The sequence below is a fragment of the Streptomyces sp. CA-181903 genome, from assembly GCF_050937075.1.
Lineage (GTDB): Bacteria > Actinomycetota > Actinomycetes > Streptomycetales > Streptomycetaceae > Streptomyces.
The window spans coordinates 474,652-493,720 of sequence record NZ_JBNJLY010000001.1 but is presented as its reverse complement, the minus strand read 5'-3'; the positions used below and the strand labels follow the sequence as shown (position 1 = coordinate 493,720).

At 73.9% G+C, this 19,069-nt stretch carries 14 protein-coding genes and 2 pseudogenes; 6 read left to right on the top strand and 10 right to left on the bottom strand.

The genetic code is table 11. The annotated features are described in order from the left end of the window. Positions 1-25: 25 nt before the first annotated feature. Complete coding sequence (locus ACQEVS_RS02180; RefSeq protein WP_433014339.1) at positions 26-685, bottom strand: vitamin K epoxide reductase family protein; 660 nt, start codon at positions 683-685, stop codon at positions 26-28. A 303-nt stretch (positions 686-988) separates the two neighbouring features. Here ACQEVS_RS02180 and ACQEVS_RS02175 point away from each other — a divergent pair. Continuing rightward, a pseudogene (locus tag ACQEVS_RS02175) lies at positions 989-2,733 on the top strand (GAF domain-containing protein). Between the two features lie 75 nt (positions 2,734-2,808). Then, positions 2,809-5,207: pseudogene (locus ACQEVS_RS02170) on the top strand (phosphoketolase family protein). A gap of 10 nt (positions 5,208-5,217) precedes the next feature. On the opposite strand, the gene ACQEVS_RS02165 reads toward ACQEVS_RS02170, so the two are convergent. The 3 genes from ACQEVS_RS02165 to ACQEVS_RS02155 all read right to left on the bottom strand — a co-directional run bounded on the left by ACQEVS_RS02165 (position 5,218) and on the right by ACQEVS_RS02155 (position 9,460). Beyond that, positions 5,218-5,898 (bottom strand): response regulator, encoded by a 681-nt coding sequence (locus tag ACQEVS_RS02165; protein ID WP_433014336.1) that lies wholly within the window; start codon positions 5,896-5,898, stop codon positions 5,218-5,220. Positions 5,899-6,219: 321 nt separating this feature from the next. Next, entirely contained in the window at positions 6,220-7,962 is a 1,743-nt protein-coding gene (locus tag ACQEVS_RS02160; RefSeq protein WP_433014333.1) for a pyruvate dehydrogenase, read from the bottom strand. Between the two features lie 133 nt (positions 7,963-8,095). Continuing rightward, positions 8,096-9,460 carry a cryptochrome/photolyase family protein gene (locus tag ACQEVS_RS02155; RefSeq protein WP_433014330.1) on the bottom strand — a complete coding sequence of 455 codons (1,365 nt, stop codon included), beginning with the start codon at positions 9,458-9,460 and terminating at the stop codon, positions 8,096-8,098. A gap of 184 nt (positions 9,461-9,644) precedes the next feature. Here ACQEVS_RS02155 and ACQEVS_RS02150 point away from each other — a divergent pair, with 184 nt between their 5' ends. Next, positions 9,645-9,863: a hypothetical protein gene (locus ACQEVS_RS02150; protein ID WP_185944789.1), complete on the top strand. Its 219-nt coding sequence runs from the start codon at positions 9,645-9,647 to the stop codon at positions 9,861-9,863. A gap of 39 nt (positions 9,864-9,902) precedes the next feature. On the opposite strand, the gene ACQEVS_RS02145 is transcribed toward ACQEVS_RS02150, so the two are convergent. Then, positions 9,903-10,820 (bottom strand): hypothetical protein, encoded by a 918-nt coding sequence (locus ACQEVS_RS02145; protein ID WP_433014327.1) that lies wholly within the window; start codon positions 10,818-10,820, stop codon positions 9,903-9,905. Between the two features lie 84 nt (positions 10,821-10,904). Then, positions 10,905-11,837, bottom strand: coding sequence for a zinc-binding dehydrogenase (locus ACQEVS_RS02140; RefSeq protein WP_433014324.1), 933 nt, complete (start codon positions 11,835-11,837; stop codon positions 10,905-10,907). Positions 11,838-11,925: 88 nt separating this feature from the next. On the opposite strand from ACQEVS_RS02140, the gene ACQEVS_RS02135 reads away from it, so the two are divergent. Further along, positions 11,926-12,585 (top strand): TetR/AcrR family transcriptional regulator, encoded by a 660-nt coding sequence (locus ACQEVS_RS02135; RefSeq protein ID WP_433014321.1) that lies wholly within the window; start codon positions 11,926-11,928, stop codon positions 12,583-12,585. A gap of 53 nt (positions 12,586-12,638) precedes the next feature. Here the strand turns inward: ACQEVS_RS02135 and ACQEVS_RS02130 are convergent, their stop codons facing one another. Further along, entirely contained in the window at positions 12,639-13,436 is a 798-nt protein-coding gene (locus ACQEVS_RS02130) for an alpha/beta fold hydrolase (RefSeq protein ID WP_433027192.1), read from the bottom strand. A gap of 192 nt (positions 13,437-13,628) precedes the next feature. Between ACQEVS_RS02130 and ACQEVS_RS02125 the strand changes: the two genes are divergently transcribed. Further along, complete coding sequence (locus ACQEVS_RS02125; RefSeq protein ID WP_433014318.1) at positions 13,629-14,519, top strand: helix-turn-helix domain-containing protein; 891 nt, start codon at positions 13,629-13,631, stop codon at positions 14,517-14,519. 519 nt (positions 14,520-15,038) lie between these two features. Further along, positions 15,039-16,118 carry a hypothetical protein gene (locus ACQEVS_RS02120; protein WP_433014315.1) on the top strand — a complete coding sequence of 360 codons (1,080 nt, stop codon included), beginning with the start codon at positions 15,039-15,041 and terminating at the stop codon, positions 16,116-16,118. A 110-nt stretch (positions 16,119-16,228) separates the two neighbouring features. Here ACQEVS_RS02120 and ACQEVS_RS02115 read toward each other — a convergent pair whose 3' ends face one another. From ACQEVS_RS02115 to ACQEVS_RS02105, 3 genes are all read right to left on the bottom strand, one after another. Continuing rightward, a complete protein-coding gene (locus ACQEVS_RS02115) occupies positions 16,229-16,663 on the bottom strand; it encodes a hypothetical protein (protein WP_433014312.1) in 435 nt (144 codons plus the stop codon). Positions 16,664-17,128: 465 nt separating this feature from the next. After that, on the bottom strand, positions 17,129-18,430 hold the full coding sequence (locus tag ACQEVS_RS02110; RefSeq protein ID WP_433014309.1) for a phosphoribosyltransferase family protein: 1,302 nt from the start codon (positions 18,428-18,430) through the stop codon (positions 17,129-17,131). A 118-nt stretch (positions 18,431-18,548) separates the two neighbouring features. Next, complete coding sequence (locus tag ACQEVS_RS02105; RefSeq protein ID WP_433014306.1) at positions 18,549-18,995, bottom strand: HIT family protein; 447 nt, start codon at positions 18,993-18,995, stop codon at positions 18,549-18,551. Between the last annotated feature and the right edge of the window lie 74 nt (positions 18,996-19,069).

Genomic DNA, 19,069 nt, shown 5'->3' with positions numbered 1-19,069 from the left:
TTCACCCGGGCGGGCGGGCGCGGGCTCACCAAGGCGCCCAGAACCGTTGCACCACAAGCAGCGCGATCACCCCGTACCAGGCCACGGGCACCGCCCAGTGGAACTCCCGCACCCCCAGCACCAGCACGCGCGGCGCCGGCAGGAAGCCCTGCCGGAGGTTGTGCGCGGTCGTGTACCAGAACAGGGCGATCGTCACGACCCACGCCAGACAGCACCACAGGCACAGCGCCCCGATCGCGTACAGCGCCTGGGACATCAGCCACATGCAGAACACCGCCCCCGCCAGCGTCCCCAGGTTCAGCCCCAGCCAGCACCAGCGCGGCAGCCGGGCGCCCGTCAGCAGGACGACGCCGAGCGCGACGACCGCGGCGTAGGCGGCCAGGCCGATCAGCGGGTTGGGGAAACCGAACACCGACGCCTGGTCGCTCAGCATCACAGGGGTGCACGAGACGGCGGCGTTGAGGCTGCACGCGGGCCGGAACCCCGGGTTCTCCGCCAGCCGGATCTTGTCGACGGTGATCTGGAAGGAGGCGAGCAGCCCCAGCGTCCCGGCGACGACCAGCAGCCAGGACAGCGCCCGGCCGGCCCCGGCGGCCTTCCGGGACCTCCGGTCCGGCGGACCCGCCGCCCGGTCGGGCCCGGGGACGCCCCGGTCGGCGGGCCGGTCGAGCGCGGTGTCGGTCATGGCTGTCCCTCCTGGTCCCTGGGCACGTCGGTCGCCCGTGCCGGCGGGACCCGCCCCCCCGGCGGGACGACGGGCCGCCGGGCAGGGCGGAGCGAGCCCGCCGCCGCGCCACTCGGCGGCGGACCCGTCGCACCCATTCAACGGGGTGCCGGCGGCGGAGGACAGGGGCCGGTCGGCCCCACCGGAGAGCGCGGCGATACGGTGGTGCGGGGCCCTGAACAGGGCCGACCGGTCGTCAGGGGCCGTATCCGGAAGTCTCCGTCGGCGCGGTGCCGGCGGGGCCCGGACGAGGCGAGGAGAGGCGTGGAGAACACCGGGTCGGCGGCGGTACGGCTGCCGCAGCTCAGACTGGACGAACTGCTGGACGAGGTCCAGGCCCGGCTCGACGCCGCCCGCGGCACCCGCGACCGGGTGCACAAGCTGCTGGAGGCCGTCCTGTCGGTCGGCCGCGGCCTGGAGCTGGAACAGGTGCTGCGCGGCATCATCGAGGCGGCCGTGGTACTGGTCGACGCCCGCTACGGCGCCCTCGGCGTGATCGGGCCGGACGGCCGGCGGCTGTCCCAGTTCCTCACCGTCGGGCTCACCGACGAGGAGATCGCGGCCATCGGCCCGTACCCGTGCGGCCACGGCATCCTCGGCGAGCTGATCCGCCGTCCGGAACCGCTGCGGCTGCCGAAGATCTGCGACCACCCGGCCTCGTACGGCTTCCCGCCCGGCCACCCGCCGATGAACACCTTCCTCGGGGTGCCCATCCGGGTCCGCGACCACGTCTTCGGCAACCTCTACCTGACGGAGAAGCGCGGGGGAGCGGACTTCGAGGACGAGGACGAGGAGGTGCTGGCCACCCTCGCCGTCGCCGCCGGCATCGCCATCGAGAACGCCCGCCTGTACGAGGAGTCCACCCGGCGCGAACGGTGGCTGCGGGCCGGCGCCGAGGTGACGACCGCCCTGATGTCCGACCGGCCGCGCGCCGAGGTCACCGCCCGCATCACCGAACTCGCCCGCGAGATCACCGGATCCGACCTCGCCGTGTTCTCGCAGCCGGAGGCCGGGGACGGCGCGCTGACCGTCGCGGCGGCCATGGGCACGGGCGCCGACGGGCTCCGCCACCTGGTCCTTCCCCTCGAAGGCACCCTGAGCGGCGCCGCGTTCACCGGCGCCCGACCCGTCCGGGGCCCCGCCGACGAGGCACCGGCCGGCCCGGGCCCCGCCCTGGCCGTCCCCGTCACCTCCGGCGACGACGTCGTCCACGGCGTCCTGCTGCTCGTCCGGGCCGCGGGCGCCGGGGACTTCCCCGAGTGGGAGGCCGAACCGCTGCTGGCCTTCGCCGGCCAGACCGGCCTGGCCATGGAACTGGCCGAACGCCGGGCCGACGCCGCCCAGTTGGCCCTCCTGGAGGACCGCGACCGGATCGCCCGCGACCTCCACGACCTCGCCATCCAGCGGCTGTTCGCCACCGGCATGACCCTGCAGAGCGCCGACCGCTTCATCGACCACCCCGAGGCCGCCGAACGCGTCCGCCGCGCCGTCGGCGACCTCGACGAGACCATAAAGATCATCCGCTCCACCATCTTCGGCCTCCGCTCCCGCGAGACCGCCCCCCAGCACGGCCTCCGCACCCGCGCCGTCCGCGCCGTCGCCGAGGCCGGCACCGCCCTCGGCTTCGCCCCCAGCCTGCGCATGGAGGGCCTCCTCGACACCCAGGTCCCCCGCGAGGCCGCCGACGACGCCGTCGCCGTCCTCGCCGAAGCCCTGGCCAACGTCGCCCGCCACGCGGAGGCCGGAACGGTCGACGTCGCCGTCGTCAACGAGGGCGGAGCCCTCGTCCTGACGGTCGTGGACGACGGCAACGGCATACCCCCACCGCCACCCGCCGCAGCGGCCTCCGCAACCTCACAGAACGCGCCGAACGCCACGGCGGCACCCTCACCCTCACCACCCCACCGGCCGGCACCGGCACACACCTGGAGTGGCGCATCCCGCTGACGGGGGGAGGGTGCCCGATGGGGCACGGGACGGCGGGAGGGGGAGGAACCGGCGCGCGGTAGCCGCTGACCCGCGCACCGCCCCCGCCCGGCGCCCGTCCCATGGCGTCCGGCCCCGGGAAGTGGAACCGTGGGAGCATGCCGGAGCCCAAGCAGTCTCAGGTACGCGCCGACGATGCTCGGCCTCCGTCCGACGCCGAGCTCGCCGTGCTGGACGCGCACTGGCGGGCCGCCAACTATCTGGCCGTGGGGCAGATCTATCTGATGGGGAACCCGCTGCTGGCGGAGCCGTTGCGGCCGCAGCACATCAAACCGCGGCTGCTCGGGCACTGGGGACTTCGCCCGGGCTGAACCTCGTGTACACCCACCTCAACCGGGTGATCAAGCGGCGGGGGACCGAGGCGCTCTGTGTGTGGGGGCCTGGGCACGGCGGGCCGGCTGTGGTGGCCAACTCGTGGTTGGAGGGGAGTTACAGCGAGACGTATCCCGACGTCACGCGGGACGCGGACGGGATGGGGCGGTTGTTCCGGCAGTTCTCGTTTCCCGGCGGGGTGCCCAGTCATGTGGCGCCCGAGACGCCCGGGTCGATTCATGAGGGCGGCGAGCTCGGGTACTCGCTCTCGCACGCCTACGGGGCCGCGTTCGACCGGCCCGAGCTGCTCGTGGCCTGTGTCATCGGGGACGGGGAGGCCGAGACCGGGCCGCTGGCCGCCTCATGGCATTCCAACAAGTTCCTCGATCCCGTTCGTGATGGTGCCGTGCTGCCCATCCTGCACCTGAACGGCTACAAGATCGCCAATCCCACCGTCCTCGCCCGGCTGCCCGAGCACGAGCTCGACCGGCTGCTGCACGGGTACGGGCATCATGTTCTGCACGTGGCCGGAGACGATCCGATGACCGTTCACCGGGCCATGGCCGTCGCCATGGACACCGCGCTGGACCACATCGCCGCCATTCGGCGTACCGCCCGGGAGGAAGGCATCGCCGACCGGCCTTCCTGGCCCCTCATCGTGCTGCGTACGCCCAAGGGGTGGACCGGGCCCGGCGAGGTCGACGGGCTGCCCGTCGAAGGGACCTGGCGCTCCCATCAGGTGCCGCTCTCCGGGGTGCGGGACAACCCCGCGCACTTGCGGCAGTTGGAGGCGTGGCTGCGGTCCTACCGGCCGGAGGAGCTGTTCGACGAGCGCGGGCGTCCGCGCCCGGACGTGCTGGAGTGCGTGCCCGACGGGGCGCGGCGGCTCGGCGCCACCCCGTACGCCAACGGCGGGCTGCTCCTCCGCGACCTGCCCGTTCCGCCCCTGGAGCGGCACGCGGTCGACGTCGACCGGCCGGGCGCCGGGCGGCACGAGCCGACCGCCGTCCTCGGCGGGCTGCTCGCCGACGTCATGGAAGCCACTTCAGGCCGCCGCGACTTCCGGCTCGTGGGCCCGGACGAGACCGCCTCCAACCGGCTGCAGGAGGTCTACGGCGCCACGGGCAAGGCGTGGCAGGCCGCCACCGTCCCCACCGACGAGCATCTCGACCGGCACGGGCGAGTGATGGAGATCCTGTCCGAGCACACCTGCCAGGGGTGGCTGGAGGGATATCTCCTCACCGGGCGGCACGGGTTGTTCTCCTGTTACGAGGCGTTCGTGCACATCGTCGACTCGATGGTCAACCAGCACATCAAATGGCTGCGGGTCTCCCGGCGGCTGCCCTGGCGGCGGCCGATCGCCTCCCTCAACTACCTGCTCACCTCGCACGTCTGGCGGCAGGACCACAACGGGTTCTCCCATCAGGATCCCGGCTTCGTCGACCACGTCCTCAACAAGAGCCCGGAAGTCGTACGGGTGTATCTGCCGCCGGACGCCAACACCCTGCTGTCCGTCGCCGACCACGCCCTGCGCAGCCGGGACTACGTCAACGTCATCGTCGCCGGCAAACAGCCCTGCTTCGACTGGCTCACCCTGGAACAGGCCCGCGCGCACTGCGCCCGGGGCGCGGGCGTCTGGGAATGGGCCGGCACCGAGGACGGACGGCGGGAGCCGGACGTCGTCCTCGCCTGTGCCGGGGACGTGCCGACACAGGAGACCCTGGCCGCCGCCTCCTTGCTGCGGCGGCACCTGCCCGACCTCGCCGTGCGCGTCGTCAACGTCGTCGACATCGCGCGGCTGCTGCCCCACGGCGAGCACCCGCACGGCATGCCGGACCACGAGTTCGACGCCCTCTTCACCACCGACAAGCCGGTCGTCTTCGCGTATCACGGCTATCCGTGGCTCATCCACCGGCTGGCCTACCGGCGGGCCGTCCACTCCAACCTGCACGTCCGCGGTTACAAGGAATCCGGCACGACGACCACGCCGTTCGACATGGTCGTCCGCAACGACCTCGACCGGTACCGCCTCGTCATGGACGTCATCGACCGCGTCCCCGGCCTCGCCGTCCGCGCGGCCGCCGTGCGGCAGGCGATGGAGGACGTCCGGACCCGCCACCACGCCTGGGTCCGCGAGCACGGCACGGACCTGCCGGAGGTGGAGGAGTGGGCCTGGGACGGGTGAGCCCGGTGGTTCAGCCGGCCGCCCGGGCCGCCTCCGAGGCGATCACCGCCGCCTGGATGCGGCGCTCCACGCCCAGCTTGGCGAGCAGCCGGGAGATGTGGTTCTTGACCGTCTTCTCGGAGAGAAAGAGCTGCCGGCCGATCTGCCGGTTGGTCATGCCCTCGCCGATGAGCGCCAGGATGTCGCGCTCGCGCGGCGACAGGCCCGCCAGCCGGTCGTCCTCCGGGTGGGCGCCCTCGTCGCCGCGCAGGCTGCTCATCAGCCGGGCGGTGGTGGCGGGGTCGAGCATGGACTGCCCGGAGGCGACCGTGCGGATGGCCGCCACCAGGTCGGAGCCCTTGATCTGCTTGAGGACGTAGCCCGCCGCCCCGGCCATGATGGCGTCGAGCAGCGCGTCGTCGTCGTCGAACGACGTGAGCATCAGGCAGGCCAGGTCCGGCATCCGCGACCGCAGTTCCCGGCAGACCGAGATGCCGTCGCCGTCGGGCAGCCGGACGTCCAGCACGGCGACGTCCGGGCGCAGCGCGGGACCCCGGGCGAGGGCCTGGCCGATCGTGCCGGCCTCGCCGGCCACCGTGATGTCGTCCTCGGCGTCCAGCAGGTCCTGGATGCCCCGCCGGACGACCTCGTGGTCGTCCAGGAGGAACACCCGGATCGGCTTCTCCAGAGAGAAGACCCTTGCCTGTTCCACTGCCCCTCCTGTCACGTCCGTGCCGGTCGGACCGGTCACGCTTCGTGCTGATCGTGGTCGATCGTACGGGGTGGTGCCATGGGCCGAACGGCCCCACCTTCCGCAGGCCCCGCACGCTCCGCACGCCTCGGCCTGCGGACGTTCCTTACGAGGGTGGCGGCAGCCGGGGGCGACGGACGGTGGCGGTGGACCGGTCCGTCCGGTGGATGCGCACGGGCCGCCGGGCGGGCCGGTCCACCGCGAGCGCCTGGAGGCGCAGTGCCGGGGGAGTGGAGTGCCTGGGGAAGGGGGAGTGCCTGGGGCCAAGCACCTGGAACCAGGTCAGGGCCGCGGGATGTTCCGCAGGTTTGAGCGAGCCATCTGCACCATCCGCCCCACACCCCCGTCCAGCACCATCTTCCCCGCCGAAAGAGCGAACCCGCTCACCATGTCCGCGCTGATCTTCGGAGGCATCGACAGCGCGTTGGGATCGGTCACGATGTCCACCAGCGCCGGCCCCTTGTGCCGGAACGCGTCCCGCAGCGCTCCCCGCACGTGCTTGGGCTTCTCCACCCGCACCCCGTACGCCCCGGCCGCCGTCGCGAGGGCCGCGAAGTCCGGGTTGCGGTTGGCCGTGCCGTACGACGGCAGGCCGCCGACCATCATCTCCAGCTCCACCATGCCCAGCGACGAGTTGTTGAACAGCACCACCTTCACCGGCAGCCCGTACTGCACCAGCGTCAGGAAGTCGCCCATCAGCATGGAGAACCCGCCGTCCCCGGACATCGACACCACCTGCCGGTCCGGGTCGAGGAACTGCGCGCCGATCGCCTGCGGCAGCGCGTTGGCCATCGAGCCGTGGGTGAACGAACCGATGACGCGCCGCCGGCCGTTGGGGGTGAGGTAGCGGGCGGCCCAGACGTTGTTCATCCCCGTGTCGACGGTGAAGACCGCGTCGTCCGCCGCCTCCTCGTCCAGCACCGACGCCACGTACTCGGGGTGGATCGGCGTGTGCTTCTCCACCTTCCGCGTGTACGCCTTGACGACGCCCTCCAGGGCGTCCGCGTGCTTCTTCAGCATCTTGTCGAGGAACTTCCGGCCGCTCTTGACCTGCACCTTCGGCGTCAGGCAGCGCAGCGTCTCGCGGACGTCGCCCCACACCGCGAGGTCCAGCGCGGACCGCCGGCCCAGGTGCTCGGGCCGCACGTCCACCTGGGCGATCTTCACGTCGTCCGGCAGGAACGCGTTGTACGGGAAGTCGGTGCCCAGCAGGATCAGCAGGTCGCACTCGTGGGTCGCCTCATAGGCGGCGCCGTAGCCGAGCAGGCCGCTCATGCCGACGTCGTACGGATTGTCGTACTGGATCCACTCCTTGCCGCGCAGCGCGTGGCCGACGGGCGCCTTCACCCGTTCGGCGAACCGCATCACCTCGTCGTGCGCCCCCGCCGTGCCGGCGCCGCAGAACAGCGTCACCTTGCCGGCCTCGTCGACCATCCGCGCCAGCGCGTCGATCTCCGCGTCCCCCGGCCGTACCGACGGCCGGGTGGTGACCAGCGCGTGGTCCCCGGTGGGCGCGGCGGCCGGCTGCCCGGCGACGTCCCCGGGCAGCACGATGACGCCGACGCCGCCGCGCCCGACCGCGTTCTGGATGCCGGTGCGCAGCACGCGCGGCATCTGCTGCGGCGTGGACACCAGCTCGCAGTAGTGGCTGCACTCCTGGAACAGCCGGTCCGGGTGGGTCTCCTGGAAGAAGCCGGTGCCGATCTCGCCGCTCGGGATGTGCGAGGCCAGCGCGAGCACGGGCGCCATGGAACGGTGGGCGTCGTACAGCCCGTTGATCAAGTGCAGGTTCCCGGGGCCGCAGGAGCCCGCGCAGGCCGCGAGTTTGCCGGTCAGCTGCGCCTCCGCGCCCGCGGCGAACGCGGCGGCCTCCTCGTGGCGGACGTGCACCCAGTCGATGGCCGCGTTGCGGCGCACCGCGTCCACGACCGGGTTGAGGCTGTCGCCGACGACTCCGTAGAGCCGCCGCACCCCGGCCCGCGCCAGGATGTCGACGAACTGCTCCGCCACCGTCTGCTTGGCCATGAGAACGCTCCTCCGTTCCGCCGTGTCGTACGCGACCGGCGCGGCGACGCGACCGGTCTTCCGGGCCCCTGCCCCCATCCACCCACGGAACACCTGGTCACGCATCTCCGTGTGGCCGGGCGACGCACGGAGCTCAGTCCAGGCCGCGTGCCGCCCGGAAGCGCGCCAGGGCCTCGGCGAGGTCGACGAGCGGTTCCGGATAGCGCAGCCGGGAGCGGACGGCGGCGGGAAGCTTCCACGGCTCGTGGACGGAGGGCCCGGGGACGTCGGCGAGTTCAGGGACCCAACGGCGGATGTAGACGCCGTCGGGATCGAAGCGGCGGCCCTGGACGACGGGGTTGAGGACGCGGTTGGGGCGGGTGTCGGTGCCCGTACCGGCCATCCACTGCCAGTTGAGCTGGTTGTTGGCCAGGTCGCCGTCGACGAGGTGGCGGAGGAAGTGCCGGGCGCCCTCCCGCCAGTCGTGGTGGAGGGTCTTGGCGAGGAAGGAGGCGACGATCATCCGGGCCCGGTTGTGCGTCCAGCCCTCGTGGGCGAGCTGGCGCATCGCCGCGTCGACGACCGGGTAACCGGTGTGCCCGGACCGCCAGGCGTCGAACTCGCCCGGGTCCCACCGCCAGCGGTCGTGGCGCGTCCGGTAGTCGGTGCCGGCGGCCCGGGGACGGGCGGCGAGCACCTGGTAGTGGAAGTCCCGCCAGGCGAGCTGGCGGACGAACGCCTCCGCGCCGGGGGAGTCGCCGCGCGCCCGCGTCACCACTTCGAGTGGTGACAGACAGCCGAAGTGCAGGTAGGGGGAGAGCCGGGAGGTGGCGTCGGCGGCCAGGTCGTCGTGGAGCTCGGCGTAGCGGTCGACGCCGCTCCGCAGCCAGGCCGTCAGCCGCCGCCGGCCCTCGCGCTCGCCGCCCGCGGGCAGGCCGGACGCCGCGCCGCCGGCCCCGAGGTCCGCTGCCGAGGGCACCGGCAGCCCGTCCACGTCCGGGACGTCGACGCGTCGGGGCGGGTCCGCGACCGCCCGGGGCGGCTCGGCCGACCAGCGGCGGAAGTACGGCGTGAACACCGCGAAGTGGTCCTTCCCGGCGGGGGCCGGTTCGCCGGGGGCCACCACCGTGATCACCGCGTCGTGCACGCGCAGCCGCCGCCCGTCCGCCTCCAGCGCGGCGCGCAGCCGCTCCTCGCGGCGGTGCGCGTAACCGCTCACCCCGGCGGCGACGTGCACCTCCGCCGCGCCCGTCGCGGCGGCCACCCGGCAGGTCTCCTCGACCACGTCGCCCCGGCGGACGACCAGCCGGCCGCCGCGCGCCCGCAGCCCCTCGTCGAGGTCGGCCAGACAGCCGGCGAGGAACGCCGACCGGTTCGGCGCGGCGAAACCGGCGGCGGCGACGCCGCTGTCGACGACGAACAGCGGGACGACGCGGTCACCGGCGCGCAGGGCCGCCCGCAGTACCGGGTTGTCGTGGAGCCGCAGGTCGGAGGTGAACAGGGCGAGAGCGACGGGCATGGCGCCAGGCTACGGCGCGTCCGGCGGCCGATCGGGGACGCGACGGCGCGCGGCGCGGGGGCCGTTCGGGTGAGCGGGCGGCCCCGGGCAGGGATGCCGGGCCGGTGCCTGGAACACCTGATCAGAAGCCCTCGCGCGCCCCGGGTGCGGCGGGGGAGGAGCGACCGCGACGAGAGAGGCCCGTATGCCCGCCGACGAACTGCCCCGCTTCCTGGCGGCCCTGAGCCCCGCGAGCCGGAAGAAGGTCGAGAGCCAGCCGCCCGAGCGGCAGGAACAACTGGCCGCCGCGTGGGAGGCGGAACTCAGCGAGGACACCGACCTGGACACCCTCAGCGAACTCTCGCCCGCGGCGGCGGCGGACGAGGCGGCCGAGCGGGTGGTGCGGGAGTTCTTCGAGGAGTGAGGGGGTGGGGTGGAGGTGGGACGGGACGGGGCAGGCGGGTCAGAGGCGGCGACGGTCGGTGCCGAGCTCCGGCAGGGACTGGGGCGGCGTGCCGGGCCCTGCCGGTTCCTGGGGCCGTGACCGTTCCCCGGACCCGGACGGTGACCCGAACCCGGACGGTGACCCGGACCCGGACGGTGACCCGGACCCTGACCGTTCACCATGCCCTGACCGTTCCCCGGGCTGCGGCCGTCCGCCGGACTCCGGCCGTCCGCCGGACTCCGGCCGTCCGCCGGACTCCGGCCGTCCCTCCGTCACCTTGGCGCTCTCCAGTACCTGATCGACCTCCTTCTGCACCGGCCCCCCGGCCGGCTGGTCGATGCCGAGGAGGAAGGCGGCCCGGGTGTCGTCCACGCGCAGGAGCGTCATCCGCAGCCGGGCGGGTCCGCCTTCCTCGGCGTCCACCCGCAGGGCCACGGTGTGGGCGGGGTGCCCGTCCACCGAGGTCGGGCGGGACTCCTCCGGCGCGACGGGCCGGTCCGGGTAGAAGAACTCCGCGTTCGAACGTGCGGAGCGCTCGGCCCACATCCGCAGCCGGTCCTGGGGGATCGCGCCCGAGCGCCCGGTCAGGACGACGGCCATGTGGTGGTCGTCCTGCTTCTTCCGGCCGATCGCCGTGGTGAAGGCGTCGATGAGCTCCTGCTTCCTGTCGTGCTCCCAGCCCTTGGGGATGGCGTAGGACAGCCCGGCCGCGCTGTCCGTCACCCGGGGGCGCCCGGCCAGCGGGGAACCGTCCCCGTCCCGCGTCAGCCACCAGGCCCCGGCGGTGCCGCCGCCGGCCAGGACGGTCAGGGCGACACCCCCGGCCAGCAGCCCACGCCGGCGGCGGCGCGGCGGTGCGGGCGGGAGGGGCGCCGGGAAGGCGGGGAACGGCGGGTAGGCGGGGTGCGGCCGGGATCCGGCGAGCGGCGTGGTCATGGCTTCAGCCTGCCGCCCGACAGGCCGCCGGACCTGAGCGCTCGTACTCAGGTTCGGTACTCAGGTGGCCGGCTCGTGCCGTGTTCAGGCCGGCAAGTCCAGCACCGCCTTGCCGTGCAGGCGGCGTCCGACGAGGAGGTCGATGGCGTCCGCCGCCTGGTTCCATGTGCTCCGCCAGGCGATGTGGGCGTCCAGTTCCCCGGAGGCCACCAGGCCGGCCAGTAGGGTCAGGTCCTCGTGGAGCCCTGTGCAGCGCAGGAGGAAGAAGCTGACCAGTGCCCGGTCGTGGGCCTCCGGGGCGCCGGAGAAGGCGCCGGGCGGGAAGGTGTCGGGTTCCGGGGTCGCGCGGCCCACGTTGACGAGGGTGCCGTGTTCGGCGAGTCGGGCGTATCCCTCGACGAGGTGCCGTCCGCCGACCATGTCGACGATGCCGTGCACCGGTCCGGTGAGGGTTTCCGGGCCGGTCACGACCTCGTGTGCGCCGAGTGCCCGCAGGCCGTCGCCGTGTGCGCGGGGGTCGCCGGTGGACGCGATGACGTACGCGCCCGCGCGGCGGGCCAGTTGGACGGCGTACCGGCCGGTGCCGCCGGTGGCGCCGGTGATGAGGACGCGGCGGCCGAGGAGCGGGCCGAGGCGCCGGAGTGCGCGCAGGGCGGTGGCGCCGGCCACGGGGATCGTACTGATCGCGCCGAGGTCCGCGCCCTCGGGCACGGTGCCGATGCGGTCGGTGTCGACCGCGCGGAGTTCGGCCCAGGCTCCGTCCCAGCCCAGCGTGACGACGGGGGTGCCGACCGCGGGGCCGGAGCCGTCGGCCGCCGCGCGTTCGACGATCCCCGCCGCGTCCCAGCCGAGCACGGCCCCGGCGGGCGCCTCCGCCAAAACGTGGTTGATCTCACCGGAGTTGAGGGAGGTCGCGACGGTGCGGACGAGCGCCTGGTGGGGTGCCGGTTCGGGTTCCGGCGCCTCGCCCAGACGCAGACGGGCGGGGGCGGTGGGGTCGACGAGGAGTGCGCGCATGGCAGGGGCGGTCCTTCCGGGAGCCGATTGTGCCTCTCAGTGGCATAAACCTACAAGGCGCATAAGCTCCCGCGCTACACTGAGGACGATGGCCGCCACCGACGCACCCACCCCGGAACGCCTGCCGCTGCGCGAGCGCAAGAAGCTGCGCACCCGTCAGGCGCTGACCGATACCGCCCTGGAGCTCTTCACGGAACGCGGTTTCGACGGCGCGACGCTCGACGAACTGTGCGACGCGGTCGAGGTGTCCAAGCGCACGTTCTTCCGCTACTTCGCCAGCAAGGAAGACGTGGCGATGGCGCCGACCCAGGACCTGTGGGCCGCGTTCCTCGACGATCTGGAGACCCGCGAGCCGATCGGCGGAACCCTTCCGGAGACGCTGCAGGCGTCGCTGTACGGGGCGTTGGAACGGATGACCGGCGAAGGCTGGGCGCGGAACGTCCGCCTCAGCCGCCGACTGGCCGCCGAGACGCCGTCCATGGACGCCCACGGCCTGCACTTCTGCGACCGCACCGTCCGCAGCGCGGCCGGCATCCTGACGCGTCGGCTGCGCGTCGACGGCCCCCGGGACGAACTCCGCCTCCGCCTCGCGCTCGACTTCTTCGTCGCCGCCCACCGGCACGCCCTGGAGGCGTGGGTGGCCCTCCCCGGCGCCCCCGGGCGCGACGCCCTGGCGGCCGAGCTGCGGCGCGTCTTCGCCGTGGTCCCCGGCGTGTTGGCCTTCTCGGCGGAACCGAGGACCGCGTAGGCGGCCGGCCGGGACCGGTCGGGGCGGGAGCGAGGGCCGAGCTCAAGGGATGGTCAGGATCCGAGAGCCGCGAAGAAGTCGCCGATGGCCGCCGCGACGGCGCCGGGGTGCTCCACGGGGAGCAGGTGGCCGGCGTCGGGGACGGTGGTGAGGGTCGCGTGCGGGATGTGCGGCAGGAGGAACTCCCGCAGGACGCGCGGTGGTTCCACCGCGTCCTGCTCCGCGGCCAGTACGGTCACCGGAACGGTGATGCGGCGTACGGCGTCGGTGATGTCCTCGGCGATCCCGCGCAGCGGCCACTCCCGCCGGGCCTCGGGGCCTGCGGCGAGACTGTCGCGCACCGCGGTCGTCCGTGCCGGTTCGGGCAGCGGGCCGGCGGTCAGGACGTGGTCGAGGGCGTACCGAACGGCATCGGGTGAGTCGTAGGCGTGGGACAGGCCCCGCCGGTACTCCTCGGTCACCGTGGTGGGCGGCTCGGGCGGCGCGGGCGCGACGAGCACCAGGCCGGCCAGGCCGACGGGCCCGCGGCCGGCGAGGAGTTGGCACACCTTGGCGCCCATGGAGTGGCCGACGAGCACGAACGCGCCCGGTACGCAGGCGGCGAGCACCCGGGCGAGGTCGTCGGCGAGCCGGCCGAGGTGGTAGGGGCCGGGCAGCGTTCGCGCGGTGCCCCAGCCGCGCTGGTCGAAGCGGACCGTCGCCCGCCCGGACGGGAGGCGGGCGATCACCTGGTTCCAGGTGCCGGCTGAGCCGCCCCAGTAGTGGACGAACACCAGCGCCGGTCCGGTGCGGCCTCCCACGCGTACGTCCAGGGCCCCGCCCGCCACCGGTACCGGCCTTGTCGTTTCCATCATCACGACATCTCTCCCGCATCTCTCCCACGGCTGCGCGGGGCGAGCGGTGCCGCTCGGCCGCAGCCTCGGAACACGTAACCTGGTTCGGGCCTGCGCCGGATCCGACCTGGATCCGAGTCGGCTGTCAGGCGCCTGTCCGACCGTATGGGCGGCGAGCTCCGCCGCCCGCTGGAAAGGGACACAGTCGTTGTGGAAAACGGACATCCGGCGGTGCGGCAGCTGCGCTACTCGCCCGCCGTCGGCTCGTCCCACGGCGTGGAGGTCATCGACTTCGCCGCGCTGCGGCACATGGACGTCCACCGGCATCGCGTACGGCCCCAGCGCCCCGACTTCCACGTCCTCGCCCTGATCGCCTCCGGCACCGGAAGCCACGAAGCGGACTTCGGCGCCCACCGGCTGGCGGAAGGCAGCGTCGTATGGATACGGCCCGGCATGGTGCACCGCTGGAGCGACATCGACGCCTGCGACGGCCCGCTGATCCTCTTCCGGGCCGGTTTCCTTCCCGGTTTCACCACGGCGGAGGCCACCGCGCCGGCGTGCTGGCGGCTTGGCCGACAGCGCCTGGACCTCGCCCTGTTCGCGGCCGGGCACCTCGGGCGCGAGCACGACGCGGCGGTGGACACTCCGCGCCTGGCGTCCCCCGCGCTGCTCTCCCACTTGCTGGCGGCACTGCTCCTGCGTGTCCTTCCCGACGCGCCGGCCCGCACAGACGCGGCCTCGGCCGGCCACCGCGACCGTTCGGCGGGCGTGTTCGGCCTCTACCGGGCCGCCGTGGAGGAGCACTTCGCCGACTGGCACCAGGTGGCCGACTACGCCCGGGCGTTGGGCTACGACGTGCGCACCCTCACCCGGGCGACACGCGCCGCCACCGGCACGGGCGCCAAGACCTTCCTCGACCAGCGCGTCCTGCTCGAGGCCAAGAGGCTGCTCGCGCACACCGACCTGCCGGTCGTCGGCTGCGCCCGACGGCTCGGCTTCCGGGACGCCGCCGCCTTCACCACCTTCTTCCGCCGCCAGACCGCCACGCCCCCGGCCGCGTGGCGCGCCGCCTACGGAGCGGACAGTGCCAGTGGGCCCTGAACCTCTCCGTGAGCGGTCCCGATCACGGGTGGCGTGGGGGGCCTGACACGATGACGCCCGGCCCGGACCGGAACGGTCCCTCGTAACGGTGTGATGGCCGCGCGGAGTGGACCGGCGTCACCCCGAAGGGGCGAGGTGTCGTCGGCAGACGCTTGGAGTTGCCCGCGCAGGGCCCGGGTTCACTCCTTCGGTACGTCAGCGGAGTGTTTGAGACGGCCTCCGGCCGGGCGGCTGAGCGGCGTAGGGGCGGCACCGCGTCGGCACGTCGGCTCGAACCTCGTACACGTGTAAGGGAACACTTCCGGCCCACTCATCGGACGATTTGACCGGCCCGGCTCCGGGCCCGTAGGACGGGCCTGCCGCCGAGGCGCCCCCGCCGACGGCAGCGCCCGCCCGCTCGGCTGCCCGCAACCGTCGCCTCCCTCCCCGCCCTTCCGGAAAGCGCAGCGGGTCGGTGGTGTTCCCGCCAAGCCGGATTCCGGCGGTGCCGCTCCCGGGGCCAGGAAAGGAACGTGCCGGATGAACGACCGGACGGACGATCGGACGCACGACCGGATGGGTGATCGAATGGACGAGGAGAACGCGAGGATGGGGCACGTACGAGTGCCCCCGGTGAGGCGCCGCGCGGCATGGGCGGCCACTGCCGGACTGGTCGCGGCCCACCTGCTGGCAGTCTCCCTGAGCCCCGGTGCGGAGGCCGCACCCGCCGCGCAGCACAAGACCTTCGATTCGTCCACCACGTGGAAGCCCCAGGCGGGAGTGAGCAAAGCGACCGTCTACATCTGGGGCGCGGGTGGCACGGGCGGCGGGGGCGGTGGCGGTGGTGGCGGGGGCGGTGGCGAAGCCCCCGTGAAGGACGTCTTCGACTCCAACACCGGAACCGACGGGCGCAGGGGCGGCTCCGGTGGAGCGGGAGGGGCCGGCGGCGGTGGTGGCGGCGGTTCTTATCTGGCCTGCCGGATCACGCTGGATCCGTCCCACACCTATGAGGTGACGGTCGCCGGTGGTGGCAGCGGAGGCGAGGGCGGCCGCAAGGGCCAGGGCGGTGCGGCCGGTTCCGGTAATTCCGGGCAGGACGGGCAGAGCGGGCGGCCGGGCCGGCCCGGCAACAACGGCAACGAGGCGCGCCGACGGACCGAACTGTTCGACACGACGAAGAACGTGCAGGTGGCCAACGTGGACGAAGGGCCCGCCGGCATCCGCGGGCTGGAAGGCACGGCCGGTGAAGGCGGCGGCAAGAGCGGTGGCCCCGGTCACCACGGCAAGCCGGGCGCCGCCGGCACGGTCACGCGCAAGGCATGGCCGGGAAGGTGCCCCGGAGGCACGGTGACGGAATCCCTCCAGGGTGGCGCCGGCAAGCAGGGAAGGAAACAGCACTTTCCGGGAGCCGGCGGGGAATCGGCCAAGAGCACCGGGCCGGAAGGAGTGAAGCTGCCGCCGGGCATCGGCGTCGGCGGGCAGGGTGGCTCCGGAGGGCGTGGCGGGTCCTCGGGCGCGGGTGCGGTCCTCCACCATGCTCCCGCCGCCCCCGGCGGCGACGGTGCCGACGGGGCCCGCGGTGGTTCCGGCGGCAAGGGGTACATGATCGTCACCTGGTAGTCCGGATGCGAGAGCACGGCTGCCCTGCTCGGCCGGGGCACGCGTCCTCGTCCACGCCTCCCGCGAGGCCCGGGTGCGGGCGGCGGTGGGAGCCGCCCGCGCTCGTGGGATCAGTAGGTGTTCTTGTAGATGTTGAGCCACGTCCAGTCGCTGTCGTACTGCGTGGCGTTCACCCACTCGTCCTGGCTGCCGAGGTAGGTGCCGCCGCCGGCGCCGCAGCTGGAGTCGGTCCACTTCGCGAGACGGGTGTAGTCCCGCCACCACCAACCCGCCAGGCTGGTCTCCTTGTGGGGAGTGGCGAGGCAGTAGGTGCGGGGCGCGCCCTTCTGGTCCTGGCTGATGATCTTCACCGACCCGACCCTGCCGGTGTAGTCGGCGATGACGATCTGCTGGCCGTTGGTGCCGGCGACGGCCTGTCCGCCGGCACCGAGCACCGCGGCGAGGGCCAGGGCGCCGGAGGCCACGGCCGTGCCGATGGCGCGCCTGCGCACGGCGGGAACCGCGAGCGCGACCCCGGTCTTCTTTCCCCTGGGCTTCTCGGACATCAGTGGTCTCTCCTTGCGGGCATGTCTGTAGCGCAAACCGGCTGCGCAGACGCGGTTTTCGTGTGCCGCGGAACGACTGTCGTTCCGCTCCGAGAACCTAACCTCGTGCTCTGGTCGCGTGGCAGTTCCTTCCTGCACGGTGACGCCGCCCTCCGGGTTGCGGACCGCACAGCGAGCCGAGTGGTTTCCCCCGCCGACCGCCATGCCGGCGGAGCCGGTCCCCGGCGAAAGGGTCACTGGAGCTCACGCATCCGCGGGGTGGCCCCGGTCATGCCGTCGAGAGGGTCGACAGGGACCGCGACCGCAGCCGGAGCGCGCCCGGGTCCGACTCGCCCGCGCGGACGGTCACCCGGCCTCCGGCCGTCCACGCGGCCCGGAACCGGGGGTGAAGCCCGCGCGAAGGGCCCCCGGCCCCCGGATCGTTCCGCCGCCACGGCGGCGCCGGGGTGGGTCTCAGGGCGGGTCTCAGGGCGTCGCGCCGAGGTGGTCCGTGAACCACTCGCACGCCAGCTCGGCCACCGTGTCCAGGGCGCCCGGCTCCTCGAACAGGTGGGTGGCGCCGTCCACGACCACCAGCCGGTTCTCGCACCGCAACCTGGCCGCCGCCCGCCGGTTCAGGTCGAGGACGGTCTCGTCCAGGCCGCCCACCAGGAACAGCGTCGGTGCCCGGACGGTGCCCAGCCGGTCCATGGCCAGGTCGGGCCGGCCGCCCCGGGACACCACGGCCGCCGGGCCCTCACGGCCCTCCTCCTCCGCCGCCGCCCACAGGGCCGCCGCCGCTCCCGTGCTCGCGCCGAAATAGCACAGCGGGACGGACTCGCGGCGCATCCACTCCGTCACCTGGCCCAGCCGGCCGGCCAGCAGGCCGATGTCGAAGACCTTGGCCCGGTCCTCCGCCTCGTCCGGCGTCAGCAGGTCGAACAGCAGCGTCCCCAGGCCCGCCCGGTTCAGCACCCCGGCCACGGCACGGTTGCGCGGACTGTGCCGGCTGCTGCCGCTGCCGTGCGCGAACAGGACGACCGCCGGCGCGCCCGGCGGCATCGTCAGGTCGCCGTCCAGCGTGACCGTACGGTCGTCCACCGGCAGCTTCACCGGGGCCGGGCCGTGGATGTGCGCCCCGGTGTGGGGCGGCGCGGACGTGTCGTGCCGCAGCAGGGCGACGACCTCCTCGTCCTCCGTCTGGGAGAAGTCCCGGTACCACTCGCCCACCGCCGAGAACCCGGCCGGCGCCGACAGGTACACGAGTTCGTCCACCTCGCCGCGCAGCGACGCCACCGCGTCCGGCGAGGTCACGGGCACGGCCAGGACCACCCGCCGGGCGCCCTGGGCCCGCGCCACCCGGCACGCCGCGGCGGCCGTCGAACCGGTGGCGATCCCGTCGTCCACCACCACCGCCGTCCGGCCCTCCAGCGGCACCCTCGGCCGCCCGCCGCGGAAGCGGTCGGCCTGCTCCCGCAGGTGGCGCTCCTCGGCCCGCTGGACCTCCGCGAGATCGTCCTCGTCCACCCGGCCCAGCCGCATGATGTCGTCGCGCACCACCCGCACCCCGCCCTCGCCGAGCGCCCCGAAACCCAGCTCCCGGTGCGAGGGAACGCCCAGCTTGCGCACCAGGATCACGTCCAGCGGCGCGCGCAGCGCCCGGGCCACCTGGTGGGCCACCGGCACACCGCCGCGCGGGAGGCCCAGCACGACGGGATCGTCTCCGCGCAGGTGCTCCAGCCGCTCGGCCAGCCGCCGGCCCGCGTCCACTCGGTCGTCGAATCGCATCGTCCACCTCCGGCAGCCGGACGCGCCCGGCCGGCGGGAAAGGGGTCTCCCCGGCGGGTAAGGGGTCTCCCTTCCACTATGCGACCCCCGCCGGTGCGCACCAACCCGGCCGGGGCGCTCAACCGCCGTCCGCCAGCGCCGCCCGGACGCGCTCCGCGACCCCCTCCGCCTCCTCCTCCGACGCGTACCGCGTGCGCGGCCAGAAGAAGCCCCGGAGCCCGTCCTTCCGGTTGCGCGGCACGACGTGCACATGGAAGTGCGGCACCGACTGGCTCACCTTGTTGTTCGCCGCGACGAACGAACCGGCCGCGCCCATCCCGCGCTCCACCGCCCCGGCGATCCGCCGCACCCGGGTGAAGAACGGCCCCACGTCCGCCTCGGGCAGCTCGGTCAGGGTCTCCGCGTGCCGCCGGGGCACCACCAGCACATGCCCGGGGAACAGCGGCCGGACGTCCAGGAACGCCACCACCGCGTCGTCCGCCAGCACCCGGTGGGCGGGCGCCCCGCCCGTCGCGATCGCGCAGAAGACGCAGTCCGCCGTCGAGGGATTCCGTGATTCCCGCATGGTCCGAGTGTCCATCGATCGTGGGCCGGTGGGCCGGCGACCTGTCCGTGGCGGCGATTCTCGCCGGGGATGAG

What these genes read in the sequence shown, in the direction of transcription:
- ACQEVS_RS02135 (WP_433014321.1), top strand. Translation starts at nt 11,926, where the DNA reads ATGGCCGCCACCGACGCACCCACCCCGGAACGCCTGCCGCTGCGCGAG.
- ACQEVS_RS02130 (WP_433027192.1), bottom strand. Translation starts at nt 13,436, where the DNA reads ATGGAAACGACAAGGCCGGTACCGGTGGCGGGCGGGGCCCTGGACGTA.
- ACQEVS_RS02140 (WP_433014324.1), bottom strand. Translation starts at nt 11,837, where the DNA reads ATGCGCGCACTCCTCGTCGACCCCACCGCCCCCGCCCGTCTGCGTCTG.
- ACQEVS_RS02145 (WP_433014327.1), bottom strand. Translation starts at nt 10,820, where the DNA reads ATGACCACGCCGCTCGCCGGATCCCGGCCGCACCCCGCCTACCCGCCG.
- ACQEVS_RS02120 (WP_433014315.1), top strand. Translation starts at nt 15,039, where the DNA reads ATGAACGACCGGACGGACGATCGGACGCACGACCGGATGGGTGATCGA.
- ACQEVS_RS02115 (WP_433014312.1), bottom strand. Translation starts at nt 16,663, where the DNA reads ATGTCCGAGAAGCCCAGGGGAAAGAAGACCGGGGTCGCGCTCGCGGTT.
- ACQEVS_RS02150 (WP_185944789.1), top strand. Translation starts at nt 9,645, where the DNA reads ATGCCCGCCGACGAACTGCCCCGCTTCCTGGCGGCCCTGAGCCCCGCG.
- ACQEVS_RS02105 (WP_433014306.1), bottom strand. Translation starts at nt 18,995, where the DNA reads ATGCGGGAATCACGGAATCCCTCGACGGCGGACTGCGTCTTCTGCGCG.
- ACQEVS_RS02160 (WP_433014333.1), bottom strand. Translation starts at nt 7,962, where the DNA reads ATGGCCAAGCAGACGGTGGCGGAGCAGTTCGTCGACATCCTGGCGCGG.
- ACQEVS_RS02110 (WP_433014309.1), bottom strand. Translation starts at nt 18,430, where the DNA reads ATGCGATTCGACGACCGAGTGGACGCGGGCCGGCGGCTGGCCGAGCGG.
- ACQEVS_RS02180 (WP_433014339.1), bottom strand. Translation starts at nt 685, where the DNA reads ATGACCGACACCGCGCTCGACCGGCCCGCCGACCGGGGCGTCCCCGGG.
- ACQEVS_RS02155 (WP_433014330.1), bottom strand. Translation starts at nt 9,460, where the DNA reads ATGCCCGTCGCTCTCGCCCTGTTCACCTCCGACCTGCGGCTCCACGAC.